Below are 14,647 nucleotides of genomic sequence, written 5' to 3'. Positions count from 1 at the left end.
GACCGGGTGAAGGCGCTGTCAGGGGTCGATTCCCCGTAAGACGGACGGGACCGATAGTTTGCGGGGGACACCAGACCGCTAGGGAAAGGGTGATCCGATGAGCCGCTCGGTTCTCGTCACCGGAGGAAACCGGGGCATCGGCCTCGCCATCGCCCGCGCTTTCGCCGACGCAGGCGACAAGGTCGCGATCACGTATCGCTCGGGCGAGCCGCCGGCCGGCTTCCTCGCCGTCAAGTGCGACATCACCGACTCCGAGCAGGTCGAGCAGGCCTTCAAGGAGATCGAGGAGCAGCAGGGGCCGGTGGAGGTACTGGTGGCCAACGCCGGCGTCACCAAGGACCAGCTGCTGATGCGCATGTCCGAGGAGGACTTCGTCTCGGTCCTGGACACCAACCTCACGGGTACCTTCCGAGTGGTCAAGCGCGCCAACCGCGGCATGCTGCGGGCCAGGAAGGGCCGGGTCGTCCTGATCTCCTCGGTCGTGGGGCTGGCCGGTTCGGCGGGCCAGGCCAACTACGCCGCCTCCAAGGCGGGCCTTGTCGGTTTCGCCCGTTCGCTCGCCCGTGAGCTCGGCTCGCGCAACATCACCTTCAACGTCGTGGCGCCCGGTTTCGTCGACACCGACATGACCAGGGTGCTCACGGAGGAGCAGCGCGCCGCCATCGTCGCCGGCGTGCCGATGGGCCGCTACGCGCAGCCCGAGGAGATCGCCGCAGCGGTGCGCTTCCTCGCCTCCGACGACGCCTCGTACATCACTGGAGCCGTCATCCCGGTTGACGGCGGATTGGGCATGGGTCACTGATCACCATGAGCGGAATCCTCGAAGGCAAGCGCATCCTGATCACCGGTGTGCTGATGGAGTCCTCCATCGCGTTCCACACGGCCAAGCTGGCCCAAGAGCAGGGCGCCGAGATCATTCTGACCGCCTTCCCGCGGCCCACGCTGACCGAGCGCATCGCCAAGAAGCTCCCCAAGCCCACCAAGGTCGTCGAGCTGGACGTGACCAACGCCGAGCACCTGACGCGTCTCGAGGACATCGTGCGGGCCGAGCTGGGCGGCCTGGACGGCGTCGTCCACTCCATCGGTTTCGCTCCGCAGGACGCGCTCGGCGGCAACTTCCTCAACACGCCGTTCGAGTCCGTCTCCACGGCGATGCACGTCTCGGCATTCTCGCTGAAGTCGCTGACCATGGCCTGCCTGCCGCTGATGCAGGAGGGCGGCTCGGTGGTCGGCCTGACCTTCGACGCCCAGTACGCCTGGCCGCAGTACGACTGGATGGGCCCCGCGAAGGCCGCGCTGGAGTCGGTCAACCGCTACCTGGCGCGTGACCTGGGCAAGCAGAACGTCCGCTGCAACCTCATCTCGGCCGGTCCGATCGGCTCCATGGCCGCCAAGTCCATCCCCGGCTTCTCGGAGCTGGCGGACGTGTGGAACCACCGCTCCCCGCTGGAGTGGGACCTCAACGACCCGGAGCCCGCGGGCCGCGGTGTCGTCGCCCTGCTGTCGGACTGGTTCCCGAAGACCACGGGCGAGATCATCCACGTCGACGGCGGCCTGCACGCCATCGGCGCCTAGTGCCCCTCCCGGCAACGTTTGCCCCGTCGCGACGCCCGGCACGCACGCTCGCTGCGTTGGCCGAAAACCCAAGTAACGCTGCTACGAGGGCTTTCGGCCGCCTTGCGATCGCACGCACCGGACGCCGCTCCTTGACGGGCAAACGTTGCCGGTCGCGGCACTAGCCACGACCTGCCGGACGGAGTCCGGCGCAGCCGCTCGAAGCCCGCAAGGCCCCCCGGGGCCGAGCGGTGCGAGGGCGGCGGTCGAAACGGTGTCGGTGGCCTGCACGCCATCGGCGCCTGACACCCGTATGTACGAAGCGGCCGCGTGCCGCCGGTCACCCGACCGGCGGCACGCGGCCGTCATGCGTTCCGGGGTGTTTCCCCGCAGACTGGACAGACCGGGAGCCTCCCGGGGTGCCATGGGGGAGGAGGTACGGCATGCGCGCCACGCACCGCAGAGCGGCAGCGCTGCTGACGCCGGCGATCCTGGTCACCGCCCTGGTGCCGACCGCCGCACGCGCCGGTTCAGCGCCACCGCCTCCGGAGTACCGAGCCGACTGCCGTACGTCCGTGGAGGGCTCGCGGGCCGTCGCGTACTGCCATAACCCCTATCCCGGCATCGACCGGGTGCGGCTGCACGTCGAATGCGCCCGATGGTGGGACATCGACATGGACGGGGCGCCGGTCGACGTCCGTCCCGCCGACACGGTGCGGCTCACCGACCGCTGCTGGAAGGAGATACGCACGGTCTGGGTCAGTCACGAGTGGCGGGTGTGACCGGCAGGGGGTAGGCGCGCTCGGGGATGCACTTGAACGAGTAGCCCGCGGCCTCGTTCGCGGCCGTGTCCTCGTCGCCCGCGCGGATCGCTTCCACCAGCCGGGAGTGATCCATGTGATCCTCCGGGCGCAGCTCGCGACCGACGTCCTCGCGCAGCCAGTCGCGCAGCAGATCGCCGAGGTCCGCGTACAGCTCGGTCAGTACGTCGTTGTGCGAGGCGGCGACCACGGCCAGGTGGAAGGTCGAGTCCGTGGCCACGAAGGCCTCCGCGTCGCCCGAGGACCAGGCCTCCTCGCGGCGGTCCAGCAGCGCGTCCAGCTGGCGCAGATCGCGTTCGGTGCGCCGCCGGGCCGCCAGCCGGGCGGCGGAGGACTCGAGCGTGGAGCGCAGCTCGGCGATGTGCCGCGGGTCCGAGCCCGCGAATCTGCGGTGCATCACGCCGGCCAGCTCACTGGTGGCGATCACATAGGTGCCGGAGCCCTGCCGGATGTCCAGCAGCCCGTTGTGGGCGAGGGCCCGGACGGCCTCGCGGACGGTGTTGCGGGCCACGCCCAGTTGCTCGACGAGCTCGGGCTCGGTGGGGATGCGTGATCCCACCGGCCACTCGCCCGAGGTGATCTGGTTACGCAGCTGCGCGATCACCTGGTCGGCGAGCGCGGAACGCCGCGGAGAGCTCAGCGCCATGGTGCTCCTCCTGGCGGGAGTGGACAACCAATCATCCCATGATTCTATGATGGCACCCATGCCCGACGAGACCCCGACACCCACGCAGACACTGAGTCCCGCCAGCACTTCCTCCTCCGCTCTCGATCAGAGGGCCGTCCCCGAGCGGCCGGCGTCCGTGTGGCTCACCCGGTTGGTCGTCGTCGCCCTGGTCCTCGCGGCCGTCAACCTCCGCCCGGCCATCACCAGCCTCGGTGCGCTCTTCGAGGAGGTGCGCGACGGGCTGGGCATGAGCGGCAGCGTCGCCGGCGTCCTCACGTCCGTACCGCCGCTGTGCTTCGCGGTGTTCGGCGTCGCCGCCCCGCGCCTCGCGCGCCGCTTCGGCCTCGCCGCCGTGGTCTGCGCCGGCATGGTCGCCATCACCGCCGGGCTGGTCATCCGCCCCTTCGCCGGCGGCACAGTGGGCTTCCTCGCCGCGAGCGTTCTCACCCTGATGGGTATCGCCCTCAGCAATGTGCTGATGCCGGTGATCGTCAAGCGGTACTTCCCCGACCGTGTCGGCAGCATGACCGGCCTGTACTCGATGGCGCTCGCCCTCGGCACCTCGGTCGCCGCGGTTGCCACTGTGCCCATCACCAGTGCGCTGGGTGGCAGTTGGCGTACCGGTCTGGTGATATGGGCGGTCCTCGGCGCGGTCGCCGTACTGGCCTGGGCGCCGCTGGCAGGGGGCCGGGGCGCGGCAGCCGCACCGCAGGCCGACGCCGGCGGCACGCCCCCCAAGGTCTTCCGCAGCCGCACCGCCTGGGCTCTCGCCTGCTTCTTCGGTCTCCAGGCCACCAGCGCGTACATCACCATGGGCTGGCTGCCGCAGATCTTCCGCGACGCCGGAGTCCCGGCCTCCACCGCGGGACTGCTGCTGGCCGTGACCATGGGGCTCGGCATCCCGCTCTCCTTCGTCCTGCCGAACGTCGCCGCCCGGATGAAGAACCAGGGACCGCTCGCCGCCGTGCTCGGCCTGTGCGGCCTGGTGGCCTACGCGGGCCTCCACTTCGCCCCGGTCTCCGGCGCCTGGGTCTGGGTGCTGCTGCTCGGTGTCTCCATGTGCACCTTCCCGCTGGTGCTCACCCTGATCGGTATGCGTTCGCGGACCGGGGCCGGGGTGGTGCGGCTGTCGACCTTCGTGCAGAGCACCGGCTACCTGATCGCGATCCCCGGCCCGCTGCTCATCGGTGTGCTCTACGAGCACAGCGGCGGCTGGGGGCTGCCGATCACACTGATGGCGGGCCTGATGGTGCCGCAGATCGTGCTCGGCATCCTGGCCGGACGGGACCGGACCATCGAGGACGAATGCTGAGATGCGAGACTGTCGGCATGCCTGTGCTCGAACCGAATCCCCAGAACGGTCAGAAGAAGCTGCTGCTCGTGCTCGGCGCGATGCTCGCGATCACGGTGGTGATCGGTATCGTCGCCTCCGTCGTCGCGCCCTGATGGTGGGGGTAACCCCACCATCCCCTAGGGGGCCAGGGTCAGGGTGAAGTGGGTGGACCACCGGATGTGACCTGGGGGCCGTGATCCGTAAGTTCGAGGTATCCGCAGAACGCAGACCTCGCACTCATGGAGGCGGCCATGACGGCCCGTACGCACACCCGGTCCCACGCCTCGGCCTCGGGCGGTGTCGAGATCCGGCTGCCGTGGTGGGCCATAGCCCTGCCCGTCATGGCCTTCGCCGTGCTGCTCCTCCTGATGACCGGCTCCGGCTCGGCGTACGCCGCGGACGGCGGCCCCGCGATAACCCAGCTCCTGGAGCGCGTCCAGCAGACCCTGTCGCACTAGAAGGCGCCCGTCGGAATGTGCCCTTCACCCGTGGTGGGGCAGGTTCTCAACACCCTGCGCCCCATGGCGCCATTCATGCGAAGCTGGGGGACATGAGCGTCGATACACCCCGCAGGATCGTCGTACTCCGGCATGCGAAGGCCGACTGGTCCCAGGAATCCGACCATGAGCGGCCGCTCGCCGAGCGCGGCCGCAAGGACGCCCCCATCGCCGGCCGCCGGCTGGCCGCCACCGGAATCACCTTCGACCTCGCCCTGTGCTCGACTGCGACCAGGACCCGTGAGACCTGGAAGCTGGCCGTGCCGGAGCTCGCCCAGCGCCCCAGGACCGTGTACGAGGAGCGGCTGTACGAAGCCGGCCTCGGCGACATCCTGGCGCTGCTCAACGAAATCCCGGACGAGGTGAAGGACCTCCTCCTCATCGGTCACAACCCTGGGATGCATGCCCTCGCCGACGCCCTCGCGGGCCGCGTCGAGGGTGATGCCCTGGCCCGGATGACCCGTGGTGGCTTCCCGACCTCGGCGTTCGCGGTCGTCGGGTTCTCCGGCTCCTGGAAGTCCGTCGAGCACGGCGTGGGCACCCTGGTCGACTACTGGGCCCCGCCGGCGTGACAGGGATGCAGAGGGCCCCGGTGCGACTGCCGCACCGGGGCCCTCTCGTCCACGCTCAGACGGCGTCGTCTATGTCGGCCGCCTCGACCTCTTCCCGGGTGATGCCCAGCAGATACAGCACGGTGTCCAGGAAAGGCACGTTCACCGCGGTGTCGGCCGCGCTGCGGACCACCGGCTTGGCGTTGAACGCCACGCCGAGCCCGGCCGCATTGAGCATGTCGAGGTCATTGGCGCCGTCGCCGATCGCCACGGTCTGCGCCAGCGGCACCCCCGCCTCCTCGGCGAACCGGCGCAGCAGCCGCGCCTTGCCGGCACGGTCCACGACCTCCCCGACGACCCGGCCGGTCAGCTTGCCGTCGACGATCTCCAGCGTGTTGGCGGAGGCGAAGTCCAGCCCGAGCCGTTCCTTGAGGTCGTCCGTGACCTGGGTGAAGCCGCCCGATACGACGCCGACCTGGTAGCCGAGCCGCTTGAGCGTACGGATGAGGGTGCGGGCGCCGGGAGTCAGCCGGACCTCGGCGCGCACCTTGTCGACCACGGACGCGTCGAGCCCCGCCAGCAGCGCCACCCGCGCGTGCAGCGACTGCTCGAAGTCCAGCTCGCCCCGCATCGCCTGCGCGGTCACCTCGGCAACCTTGTCCTCGCAGCCCGCGTGCGCCGCGAACAGCTCGATGACCTCGTCCTGGATCAGCGTCGAGTCCACATCCATGACCACCAGGCGCTGGGCCCGCCGGTGCAGTCCGGCCGAGACCACCGCCACATCGACGCCCTGCTTGGCGGCCTCGGTCGCCAGCGAGGTGCGCAGCGGCTCGGTCTCGGCACCGGACACCGCGAATTCGACGGCGGTGACCGGATACTTCGCCAGCCGGAAGATCCGGTCGATGTTGCCGCCCTCCGCCGCTATGCGCGCCGCTATGGCCGCGGTCGACTCGGCGGTCAGCGGGTGGCCCAGCACGGTGACATGCGACCTGCCATGCCCTCGCGGCCGGTTGTCACCCGTGCCCGAGATGATCTCGGCCTGCAGCTTGAGCGACTCGGCCCAGCCGTGCACGGTGGCCCGCAGCTCCCCCTCGGTCGCCCCGCCCGCGGAGGGCGTGGTGACAAGGGCGCACAGCATGAGGCGGCCCCGGGTGACGATCTGCTCGATGTCGACGACATCGACGGAGAAGGCGGCGAGCGTGTCGAAGAGCCCGGCGGTGATCCCGGGACGGTCCTTCCCGAAGATCTTGACGAGAAGGGTGGGTACGTCTGAGGTCTGCGAGGTCTGCGATGCAGTCATGGTTCTCCCACCGTATAGGGCACGGCTTGCAGCCATGCGACCCGTCCCGCTGGGCGGACACCCCGCCCCCCTTCGGACAGTGGAAGCCGGGCCTCGGGTGCATCGCGAAGTCACGGTGGGTGATGTTCCACGCATAGGCGCCGGTCAGGCCGAACACGACGCGGTCCCCGGCGCGCAGTCCTGCCGCCGAGAGCGTCAGGTTGGGTCAGGCATGCCTGAATTTTCCATGTGGCTCCGTGATCACGGCGAGTCGCGGCGTTCTCGCGATGGCGCAGGACCGCCGTCGCCGGCCATGCCTGACCCGGACCTCTGCTGCCGAGCGGCTGCGGCGGCCGGGGGGATGGGCGGCCGGTCAGCCCCTGCCGCGAGGGACCCCCGGAGGGGGCGGGCCGTCCTCGGGACGGCGTACGGGAGCGGGTGGCGGTGGGGGAGGAGGCGCGCCGTACACCGTCGGCGCGCCATGGGCGCCGTCCGCCGGGCCCAGGTACGGGTTCGTCTCCTCGTGGGAGGGCCGGTACACCGGCGACGGGTTGTACGGCCCCGGCAGATAGGCCAGGTCCGGATACGTGCGGTCCGTACGTCTGCCCGGACCGCTCACGGCGAGTGGTGCCGCCCGCCGCCCCGCCGCCCCCGTCGCGCAGGCCAGCAGCGCGCCCGCACCGCCCGCGCCTGCGCCCCAGGCGGCACCCAGCAGCAGCGCCATGGGCTCACTGCCGTGCAACTCGATGCCCGCCCCGAACGCGTCGAACCCCAGCACCGACAGCGAGGCGTCCACCGACACCCCGGTCAGCCACACCAGCAGTGCCAGGGCCGGCGCGGTGACCGCGCCGAGACGCAGCGCGCACCGTCCGGCGAAGTCGCTCGCCGAGAGCCGCCGACGGGGCGTGCGCACCGCCGCGAGCACCCCGGCGTACAGCATCATCGCCGCACAGGCGACCCCCAACAGCCAGACCCCCCCGTTGAACTCGGCGAGCCGGCCGAGCGTGACCGGCGTGCCGACGGAGACCCGCAGCAGTTCGGCCAGCGGGTCCGGCAGCAGCTTGGCCAGCTCGCCCTTCGCGCTGCCCTCCCACGGCACCAGCAGCCCGAGCGGGACGCCGAGCCACGTCCCGTTCGGCGCCCCGAGCAGGGCGGCGCCCGCGATCCGGCGGGGCTGGTCGTCGCCGATCGCCGCGTACACCGCCGCGGCGTACCCGGCCACGACCGCCACCAGCAGCACCGCCACCAGCGCCGAGACCGCGGGCCGCACCGTGCGGTGCACCCACTCCCAGCCGCGTGGCAACGGTGTACGGCGCGAGGCGAGCAGACAGATCAGCAGGACCCCGAGGACCCACAGGGCCGCGCCCGCCAGCGAGTCCGCGGTGTTCACCGTGAAGCCGACCGAGGCCTTGGCCTGTGCCAGATCTCCCAGCCGGTCCGGCAACAGCCCGCCGAGGTCGCCGAGTCCGTCCGGCAGTATGCCGGCGAGGCCGCCTCCGGCACCGCCGCCGTCCGGCACCTTGTCCAGTCCGAGCGCGGTACCGTCGAACGTGATGAGGTCGTGGCCGGCCCAGGCGAGGCCTCCGGTCAGCGTCACGAACAGTGCGGCCACCGCGCCCGCCCGTACGGCGAGTTCGGCCGCGCCGATCACCTTTCCCGCGCTTCTCAGCGAGCGCAGGAAGAAGAGGGCGAGCAGCAGCGCCCCCACGAGTGCGACCCCGAGTGGCGTGATGTCGACGGCTGTTCGCGCCTCCGAGGCGTCCAGGCCGAACGCCGACACGTCGCCGGAGGGGCTGACGGATCCGCCTATCGCGAGCACCACCACGGCGGCGGTCATCGGCCCGAGCGATCCGGCCGTGTCCGCGCCGAGCAGATGCAGCCCGAGCGCCGCGGTGCCCACCATCCCGACCAGCGCCCAGCTCACCGCGGCGACGGAAGCGAGCAGTGCATCGCCCCACCGCAGGCCGCCGTTGTCGCTCGCCTCCACCAGGACCCCCCGAGCTGCTTCGAGTTGTCCCATTTGTGCATGATCCGTACGCACTCATGGGCGGTTACCATGGTCCGGGTGTGTTTCTCCTGAGTCAACGGGGCGACGGGGCAAGCCTGAGCGCGGTCTTCGCGAGGCCCGGCTTTCGGTTGCGGGAGCGGAACTGGAATAGTTCCCCACGATGTTCGCCATCCCTAGACTCCCTGTGTCGGGGGTCACTCGGGGGACAAGTAGTGGGGCGCGGAGTGCCGGAACTCGTACTGGAATTGAATGGAAGGACCTGGACGCTCGATCCGTCCAGGCCGTACACCCTGGGACGCGATCCGCAGGGTGACATCGTGCTCGATGACGCCAGGGTCTCCTGGCGGCACGCCACCATCAGCTGGGGCGGCCGCAGTTGGGTCATCGAGGACCACGGCAGCACCAACGGCACCTATGTGCAGGGGCAGCGGATCCACCAGATGGAGATCGGTCCCGGCTCCGCTGTGCATCTGGGCAATGCCACGGACGGCCCGCGGCTGAACCTTTCCGGTGCCGGGTCGGCCGCCGGTGTCCACAGCGCGCAGGCCCAGCAGGCCCAGCAGGCCCAGCAGGCCCAGCAGGGCGGCTGGTCCGCGCAGAACCGGGCGCAGGGCGCGCAGCAGGCCTGGCAGCAGCCGGAGCAGCAGCAGGCCAGGGTTCCTCAGCAGGGGTCCGGCGGCGGTCGGTTCGCGCAGCAGGCACCGGACGCAGGCGGTGTCGCGGGGGCCCCGCCGGTCTACGGTGACCGCAGTCCGACGACGTTCCATCAGCTGGCCCTCGGCCGGGTGATGCGGATCGGTCGTGCGCTGGACAACGACCTCGTCGTCTCCGACCTCCAGGTCTCGCGCCACCACGCCGAGTTCCACGCCACCCCCGACGGCCGGTTCGAGATCCGTGACCTCGGATCCCACAACGGTACGTACGTCAACGGCCAGCCGCTGCCCAAGTCGGGCTCGGCGCTGCTCGGCCCGCACGACATCGTCGGTGTCGGTCACTCGACCTTCCGCCTCGTGGACGACCGCCTCGAGGAGTTCGTCGACACCGGTGAGGTCTCCTTCTCCGCGCGCCATCTCACCGTCACGGTCGACGGCGGCAAGCAGATCCTCAAGGACGTCTCCTTCGGCGTACCGGAGAAGTCACTGGTCGCGGTCATCGGCCCGTCCGGCTCCGGAAAGTCCACCCTGCTCAAGGCGCTCACCGGTTACCGGCCCGCAGACCAGGGCGATGTCCTCTACGACAACCGGAACCTGTACAAGCAGTTCGCCGAGCTGCGCCAGCGCATCGGTCTGGTTCCGCAGGACGACATCCTGCACAAGGAGCTCACGGTCCGTACGGCGCTGAAGTACGCGGCCAAGCTGCGCTTCCCCGCGGACACCACCGAGCAGGAGCGCGAGGCGCGCATCGACGAGGTGCTGCGCGAGCTCAAGCTGGACATCCACAAGGAGAAGAAGGTCACCTCGCTCTCCGGCGGCCAGCGCAAGCGCGTCTCCGTCGCCCTGGAGCTGCTGACCAAGCCGTCGCTGATCTTCCTGGACGAGCCCACCTCCGGCCTCGACCCGGGCATGGACCGCGATGTCATGCAGCTGCTGCGAGGCCTCGCCGACGACGGCCGTACGGTCCTGGTGGTCACCCACTCGGTGGCCGAGCTGCCGCTGTGCGACAAGCTGCTGGTCATGGCGCCGGGCGGCTCGGTGGCGTACTTCGGTCCGCCGGAGGAGGCGCTCAACTTCTTCGGCTACCAGACCTGGGCCGATGTCTTCTCGGCGTTCGAGAACTACCGCGACTACGACTGGGCGGGCCGCTGGAAGGGCTCGCAGCACTACCAGATGTACGCCGCGGACATCGACGCCGTCGCCCCGCAGTCGGCCCAGGTGCCGGCCGCGCAGGCGATGCGCCCGCCCAAGCCGCAGGGCTGGGGCTCCCAGCTGTGGACGCTGATCCGCCGCTATGTGTCGGTCATCGCGTCCGACAAGGGCTTCATGGGCCTGATGGTGATCCTGCCTGCCGTGCTCGGCGTGGTGAGCGTGGTCATCCCGGCCGACTTCGGCCTCGCGCCGCCGAAGCCGCCGGCGAAGTTCAACGGCGACGCCGGCACGATCATGCTGATCCTCGCGGTCGGCATGTGCTTCTCGGGCGCGGCCAACTCCGTACGTGAGCTGATCAAGGAACGGGTCATCTACGAGCGGGAGCGGGCCACCGGCCTGTCGCGCTCGGCGTATCTGATGTCCAAGGTCATAGTGCTCGGAATGATCACCGCCGTCCAGGGCGCGATCATCTGCGCCATCGGCTTCGCCACCCGTGAGCTGCCCGAGGAAGGCCTGATCGTCAAGAGCCTGCCGGCCGTCGAGCTGTGCCTGGTCGTCATCGCCCTGGGCTTCACCTCGATGATGTTCGGCCTGGTCATCTCCTCGCTGGTGAAGACCGCCGAGAAGACCATGCCGCTGCTGGTCATGTTCGCGATCGTCCAGGTCGTCTTCACCGGCGTCCTCTTCCAGGTGTACGGCACGCCCGGTCTGGAGCAGTTCGCCTGGCTGATGCCGTCCCGCTGGGCCATCGCCGGCACCGGCGCGACCCTGGACCTGGCGCACCTGATGCCGCCGTGGGACCAGGGCGACCCCACCAACCTGGACCCGCTGTGGGAGCACACGGCGAGCCAGTGGGGCATCAACATCACCGTGCTGCTGGCCATCGGCGTCGCGTGCGGCTTCGTGGTCGCGCGCCTGCTGCGCCGGCACGAGCCCGAGGTCATGCGCAAGTAGCGGATCCGGGCACGCGAGAAGGGCGGCACCCCGTGTGGGGTGCCGCCCTTTGTCACGAAGCGGCTCAGTAGGCGCTGTTGACGTTGTCGATCGTGCCGTAGCGGTCGGCGGCGTAGTTGCACGCGGCGGTTATGTTCGCGACCGGGTCGTAGATGTTCCAGGACGTGCCGGGGACGTGGTACGCGTTGAACGTCGGCGGAATGACCTGGAGCAGGCCCTTCGACGGGATGCCGTTGGCGGCGTTGACGTCCCAGTTGTTGACGGCGTACGGGTTGCCGGAGGACTCCCGCATGACGTTGCGGTGGATGCCGTGGTAGGTACCCGGGATGCCCTGGGCCTGCATGATGTCCAGCGACTCGCGGATCCAGCCGTCGAGGTTGTCGGCGTAGACCGGCTTGCGCGCGGCCGTACGGCTCGCGGGCTGCTCGACGGTGGCGCGTTTGGCCACGGCGGCCTCGGCCTTCGCCGCAGACTGGGGCTTGACCGGCGCGGTGGCCAGGGCCTGCACCTTCACGGCGGGGGCCTGCTCGGCCTTGGCGGCCTTGGCGGTGGCCGCCCGGACCATCTTCTCGGAGGTCGACTCCTGCGTCGTGAGGCCCGCCTGCAGGGTCTTGGCCTGCAAGGTGTTGCTGCTGTCGACCGAGGCCAGCGGGGCCGCGGCGGCCTGGGGCTCGGCCACGGCGGCCTTGTTGTCCGGAACCAGCGAGAACGTGATGGCCGCGGCGCCGATTGCGGCGACACCGGCGATCGAGACCCGGCGCTGGGTTGTGGTCAGACGAGCCTTGATGCTGGACGCGTTCATGCAGACGTACCTCTTCGAATAGCGGACGCCGCGTGGTCGAGCCACGCGGCGACGGCAATTCTTAGCGGCAGCAAAATGCCCTGGCAAAGATGTGATGTACGAGCCTCGATAGTGGACCCGGGCGGTGCAAATTAGGACAAAGGAGTCGCGAAACCCCGCTCATGGCGCCCTTATGATCCACTATGTGACTTCGTAAGTGACGTGAGTCCTATGTCCGGGCTCACATCGGACACATCACGGCTTCACCAGTGGTTGCGTCAGCAATGCAAAGGGTGAACGCTCTCGTCCCGCAGGATGAGGTGGATGTCGCCGAACTCGTGCCACAGATAGAGACGGCGCAGCGCCTCGGTGTACGCGCGGTCCAGCGCCTCCCGCCCGGTGATCGCCTCCAGCATCAGAAGATGCGAGGCCTCGGGCTCGTGCAGCCCCGTCAGCAGCCCGTCCACCACACGGACCCCGCGCTCCGGCGTGACCACCAGATCCGTCCACCCCGCGGCCGCGCGCACCACCCCGTCGTCACCCGCCGCCGACTCCAGGGCACGCACCGCCGTCGTACCGACCGCGACGATCCGCCCACCCGGCGCCCGAGCACCACCCCTCAAGGAGGCGCTTCGCGCCGCGTGACAAGCCGCGCGGGCCGCGTTCACCAGCCAGGCCGTGGCCGCCGGCACCTCGAACCGCTCCGGATACGGCGGCTCGTGCACCTCGGCCGACGCCACACCCGTGTGCAGCGTCACCGGTGCGAACTGCACCCCCCGGCGCACCAGCTCGGCGACCAGCTCCACCGTGAAGGGCCGCGCGGCGCTCGGCATCTCCGCGGAGCCCGAGCCGTCGGGGGAGGGGTGCGCGAACACCGTTTGATACGCGGACAGCGGCTGGTCCCGGTCCGTGTAGGCATAGCGGATGGGTCGCCCGTACCGCCGCAACAGCTCCCCCATGTCGCCGCCCCGTACTCCCTGCTCGCCGAGCCGCACCCGCGCCCACCACAGCCGGTCCCCGGCCGGGCTCAGCGGCTCCTCCAGGACAAGACCGGCCCCGCCCGGAAACCGCACCGAAGCCCCCGCGGGGCCGCCCGGCCTCGGCCGGGTACTGCCCCGGCCGTCAGGGGTGCGCAGCTCCACCGCCCAGCGTCCGTCGTCCCCCCGCGTCGAGAAATGCACCACCACCCGTTCCCGGCCCAGCATTCCGTCCACCGCCGCGGGCAACGTGGCCGAGGTGTTGACCACCAGCACGTCCCCGGCCCGCAGTTGCTCCGGAAGCTCACGGAAGGCGTGATGCGAGACCTCCGTGCCGCGCGACACCAGCAGCCGTACGTCATCGCGCCCCGTACCCCGCTGCTCCGCCGGCACCCGGGCCGACAGCTCCTCCGGCACCCGCAGCGCGACCGGTCCACCTGGCGCCGCCCTCGCACCCGCGCCGACGCAGCACCCGGCCGCTGTCCGGGGCATACGAGTGGTGGCCCGTGTCACGACGCCACCTCCATCAGCGCCGGCGCCGCGTACCGCCCGCCCGCCGGGCGCACGTCCGATCCTTTTGACGCCGCCCTTGCACTGCTCGGCTCCGGGGGGCCTTCCAGGCTTCGGCCGGCTGCGCCGGCCTCCGGCCGTCGAGTGGTGGCTGCTGTCATCACTTCGCCTCCAGCAGCGCCGGCGCCGCGTACCGCCCGCTCGCCGGGCGCACGTCGAGCAGTCGCAGAAACGCCGGGACCACGGTCTCCGGCTCCGGGCGCCCCGACTCGTCGCCCGGCACGGCCGCCGCATACAGCTCCGTACGCATATCGCCCGGGTCGACCGCCCACACCCTCAGCTCCGGCTCCTCGGCCGCCAGCACCGCGGCGAGGTGGTCCAGCGCCGCCTTCGACGCCCCGTACCCGCCCCATGTCTCGTACGCCTCGACGGCCGCGTCCGAACTGACCGCGATCACCGTGCCCGACTCCGACGCCCGCAGCAGCGGGAGCGACTCCTGCACCAGGCCCAGCGCCGCCACCACATTGACCTCGAGCGCCTGCCGCAGCCCGTCGAGCATCAGCTCCTCGAGGCGCACGAGCGGCTCGGCGCCCAACGCGCTCGCATTGCTCACCAGCAGATCGAGGCCACCGAGCCCCTGCGCCGCGGCCACCAGTTCCTTGCGGTGCGCGGCATCCGTGACATCGCCGGGCAGCGCCACCACGCGCCCACCGAGGGCGGACAGCTCGCCCGCCGTCTCCGCCAGTACGACGGCGGTCCGGGCGTCCAGCACCAGGTCCCAGCCCCGCCCGGCCAATGCCGCCGCCAGCGCGCGCCCCAGCCCACGCGACGCCCCAGTAATGATCGCAACCGGCATGACGCCCATCCCCTCGACTCGTACCTCGTTCGACTGCCCCCAACCTAGGAACGG

General features: G+C 70.7%; 14 protein-coding genes. 8 read left to right on the top strand and 6 right to left on the bottom strand.

Annotation, left to right across the window (positions count from 1 at the left end; translation table 11 throughout):
* Positions 1-97 precede the first annotated feature (97 nt).
* From fabG to ABD858_RS06720, 3 genes are all read left to right on the top strand, one after another.
* Positions 98-802 carry a 3-oxoacyl-[acyl-carrier-protein] reductase gene (gene fabG, locus ABD858_RS06730; protein ID WP_345035210.1) on the top strand — a complete coding sequence of 235 codons (705 nt, stop codon included), beginning with the start codon at positions 98-100 and terminating at the stop codon, positions 800-802.
* A 5-nt stretch (positions 803-807) separates the two neighbouring features.
* Positions 808-1,575, top strand: a complete 768-nt coding sequence (fabI, locus tag ABD858_RS06725; protein WP_345035208.1) for an enoyl-ACP reductase FabI — start codon at positions 808-810, stop codon at positions 1,573-1,575.
* 422 nt (positions 1,576-1,997) lie between these two features.
* On the top strand, positions 1,998-2,336 hold the full coding sequence (locus tag ABD858_RS06720) for a hypothetical protein (RefSeq protein WP_345035207.1): 339 nt from the start codon (positions 1,998-2,000) through the stop codon (positions 2,334-2,336).
* Here ABD858_RS06720 and ABD858_RS06715 read toward each other — a convergent pair.
* Positions 2,314-3,021: a FadR/GntR family transcriptional regulator gene (locus ABD858_RS06715; protein WP_345035206.1), complete on the bottom strand. Its 708-nt coding sequence runs from the start codon at positions 3,019-3,021 to the stop codon at positions 2,314-2,316. The genes ABD858_RS06720 and ABD858_RS06715 overlap by 23 nt on opposite strands.
* Before the next feature lie 58 nt (positions 3,022-3,079).
* Here ABD858_RS06715 and ABD858_RS06710 point away from each other — a divergent pair, with 58 nt between their 5' ends.
* From ABD858_RS06710 to ABD858_RS06695, 4 genes are all read left to right on the top strand, one after another.
* Positions 3,080-4,354, top strand: coding sequence for a CynX/NimT family MFS transporter (locus tag ABD858_RS06710; protein WP_345035205.1), 1,275 nt, complete (start codon positions 3,080-3,082; stop codon positions 4,352-4,354).
* Between the two features lie 17 nt (positions 4,355-4,371).
* On the top strand, positions 4,372-4,488 hold the full coding sequence (locus tag ABD858_RS06705; protein WP_345035204.1) for an SGM_5486 family transporter-associated protein: 117 nt from the start codon (positions 4,372-4,374) through the stop codon (positions 4,486-4,488).
* Positions 4,489-4,626: 138 nt separating this feature from the next.
* Positions 4,627-4,833 (top strand): hypothetical protein, encoded by a 207-nt coding sequence (locus tag ABD858_RS06700; RefSeq protein ID WP_345035203.1) that lies wholly within the window; start codon positions 4,627-4,629, stop codon positions 4,831-4,833.
* A 92-nt stretch (positions 4,834-4,925) separates the two neighbouring features.
* On the top strand, positions 4,926-5,444 hold the full coding sequence (locus tag ABD858_RS06695; protein ID WP_345035202.1) for a SixA phosphatase family protein: 519 nt from the start codon (positions 4,926-4,928) through the stop codon (positions 5,442-5,444).
* A 55-nt stretch (positions 5,445-5,499) separates the two neighbouring features.
* Here ABD858_RS06695 and serB read toward each other — a convergent pair whose 3' ends face one another.
* Together serB and ABD858_RS06685 are read right to left on the bottom strand one after the other, a co-directional pair.
* Positions 5,500-6,723: a phosphoserine phosphatase SerB gene (gene serB, locus ABD858_RS06690; protein ID WP_345035201.1), complete on the bottom strand. Its 1,224-nt coding sequence runs from the start codon at positions 6,721-6,723 to the stop codon at positions 5,500-5,502.
* Between the two features lie 352 nt (positions 6,724-7,075).
* Positions 7,076-8,722, bottom strand: a complete 1,647-nt coding sequence (locus tag ABD858_RS06685; protein WP_345035199.1) for a streptophobe family protein — start codon at positions 8,720-8,722, stop codon at positions 7,076-7,078.
* 212 nt (positions 8,723-8,934) lie between these two features.
* Between ABD858_RS06685 and ABD858_RS06680 the strand changes: the two genes are divergently transcribed.
* Positions 8,935-11,469 carry an ABC transporter ATP-binding protein/permease gene (locus tag ABD858_RS06680; protein ID WP_345035198.1) on the top strand — a complete coding sequence of 845 codons (2,535 nt, stop codon included), beginning with the start codon at positions 8,935-8,937 and terminating at the stop codon, positions 11,467-11,469.
* A gap of 64 nt (positions 11,470-11,533) precedes the next feature.
* On the opposite strand, the gene ABD858_RS06675 is transcribed toward ABD858_RS06680, so the two are convergent.
* The 3 genes from ABD858_RS06675 to ABD858_RS06665 all read right to left on the bottom strand — a co-directional run bounded on the left by ABD858_RS06675 (position 11,534) and on the right by ABD858_RS06665 (position 14,593).
* The gene (locus tag ABD858_RS06675) at positions 11,534-12,271 is read right to left on the bottom strand and encodes a transglycosylase SLT domain-containing protein (RefSeq protein WP_345035197.1); all 738 of its coding nucleotides are present in this window, start codon (positions 12,269-12,271) and stop codon (positions 11,534-11,536) included.
* Positions 12,272-12,528: 257 nt separating this feature from the next.
* A complete protein-coding gene (locus ABD858_RS06670) occupies positions 12,529-13,740 on the bottom strand; it encodes an S-adenosylmethionine:tRNA ribosyltransferase-isomerase (protein WP_345035196.1) in 1,212 nt (403 codons plus the stop codon).
* A 157-nt stretch (positions 13,741-13,897) separates the two neighbouring features.
* Positions 13,898-14,593: an SDR family NAD(P)-dependent oxidoreductase gene (locus ABD858_RS06665; RefSeq protein WP_345035195.1), complete on the bottom strand. Its 696-nt coding sequence runs from the start codon at positions 14,591-14,593 to the stop codon at positions 13,898-13,900.
* Positions 14,594-14,647 lie beyond the last annotated feature (54 nt).

Source organism: Streptomyces sannanensis (assembly GCF_039536205.1).
Classification (GTDB): Bacteria; Actinomycetota; Actinomycetes; order Streptomycetales; family Streptomycetaceae; genus Streptomyces; species Streptomyces sannanensis.
The sequence above is the reverse complement of the archived record's forward strand: the minus strand, read 5'-3'. Positions and strand labels throughout refer to the sequence as shown.

Coding starts and splice junctions, on each gene's coding strand:
- fabG (WP_345035210.1), top strand. CDS start 98: ATGAGCCGCTCGGTTCTCGTCACCGGAGGAAACCGGGGCATCGGCCTC.
- fabI (WP_345035208.1), top strand. CDS start 808: ATGAGCGGAATCCTCGAAGGCAAGCGCATCCTGATCACCGGTGTGCTG.
- ABD858_RS06720 (WP_345035207.1), top strand. CDS start 1,998: ATGCGCGCCACGCACCGCAGAGCGGCAGCGCTGCTGACGCCGGCGATC.
- ABD858_RS06715 (WP_345035206.1), bottom strand. CDS start 3,021: ATGGCGCTGAGCTCTCCGCGGCGTTCCGCGCTCGCCGACCAGGTGATC.
- ABD858_RS06710 (WP_345035205.1), top strand. CDS start 3,080: ATGCCCGACGAGACCCCGACACCCACGCAGACACTGAGTCCCGCCAGC.
- ABD858_RS06705 (WP_345035204.1), top strand. CDS start 4,372: ATGCCTGTGCTCGAACCGAATCCCCAGAACGGTCAGAAGAAGCTGCTG.
- ABD858_RS06700 (WP_345035203.1), top strand. CDS start 4,627: ATGACGGCCCGTACGCACACCCGGTCCCACGCCTCGGCCTCGGGCGGT.
- ABD858_RS06695 (WP_345035202.1), top strand. CDS start 4,926: ATGAGCGTCGATACACCCCGCAGGATCGTCGTACTCCGGCATGCGAAG.
- serB (WP_345035201.1), bottom strand. CDS start 6,723: ATGACTGCATCGCAGACCTCGCAGACCTCAGACGTACCCACCCTTCTC.
- ABD858_RS06685 (WP_345035199.1), bottom strand. CDS start 8,722: ATGGGACAACTCGAAGCAGCTCGGGGGGTCCTGGTGGAGGCGAGCGAC.
- ABD858_RS06675 (WP_345035197.1), bottom strand. CDS start 12,271: ATGAACGCGTCCAGCATCAAGGCTCGTCTGACCACAACCCAGCGCCGG.
- ABD858_RS06665 (WP_345035195.1), bottom strand. CDS start 14,593: ATGCCGGTTGCGATCATTACTGGGGCGTCGCGTGGGCTGGGGCGCGCG.